At 52.0% G+C, this 914-nt stretch carries 1 protein-coding gene; it reads right to left on the bottom strand.

Going from position 1 to position 914, the window contains the following annotated elements:
• Nucleotides 1-96: 96 nt before the first annotated feature.
• The gene (gene aadA1, locus GYB81_RS22885; RefSeq protein ID WP_001209508.1) at nt 97-888 is read right to left on the bottom strand and encodes an ANT(3'')-Ia family aminoglycoside nucleotidyltransferase AadA1; all 792 of its coding nucleotides are present in this window, start codon (nt 886-888) and stop codon (nt 97-99) included.
• Nucleotides 889-914 lie beyond the last annotated feature (26 nt).

Raw genomic sequence — 914 nt, 5'->3', positions numbered from 1 at the left:
GATAGTTTGGCTGTGAGCAATTATGTGCTTAGTGCATCTAACGCTTGAGTTAAGCCGCGCCGCGAAGCGGCGTCGGCTTGAACGAATTGTTAGACATTATTTGCCGACTACCTTGGTGATCTCGCCTTTCACGTAGTGAACAAATTCTTCCAACTGATCTGCGCGCGAGGCCAAGCGATCTTCTTCTTGTCCAAGATAAGCCTGTCTAGCTTCAAGTATGACGGGCTGATACTGGGCCGGCAGGCGCTCCATTGCCCAGTCGGCAGCGACATCCTTCGGCGCGATTTTGCCGGTTACTGCGCTGTACCAAATGCGGGACAACGTAAGCACTACATTTCGCTCATCGCCAGCCCAGTCGGGCGGCGAGTTCCATAGCGTTAAGGTTTCATTTAGCGCCTCAAATAGATCCTGTTCAGGAACCGGATCAAAGAGTTCCTCCGCCGCTGGACCTACCAAGGCAACGCTATGTTCTCTTGCTTTTGTCAGCAAGATAGCCAGATCAATGTCGATCGTGGCTGGCTCGAAGATACCTGCAAGAATGTCATTGCGCTGCCATTCTCCAAATTGCAGTTCGCGCTTAGCTGGATAACGCCACGGAATGATGTCGTCGTGCACAACAATGGTGACTTCTACAGCGCGGAGAATCTCGCTCTCTCCAGGGGAAGCCGAAGTTTCCAAAAGGTCGTTGATCAAAGCTCGCCGCGTTGTTTCATCAAGCCTTACGGTCACCGTAACCAGCAAATCAATATCACTGTGTGGCTTCAGGCCGCCATCCACTGCGGAGCCGTACAAATGTACGGCCAGCAACGTCGGTTCGAGATGGCGCTCGATGACGCCAACTACCTCTGATAGTTGAGTCGATACTTCGGCGATCACCACTTCCCTCATGATGTTTAACTTTGTTTTAGCCACCA

This window comes from Pseudomonas yangonensis, assembly GCF_009932725.1.
Taxonomy (GTDB): Bacteria; Pseudomonadota; Gammaproteobacteria; order Pseudomonadales; family Pseudomonadaceae; genus Aquipseudomonas; species Aquipseudomonas yangonensis.
This window is presented reverse-complemented; position numbering and strand designations above follow the sequence as displayed.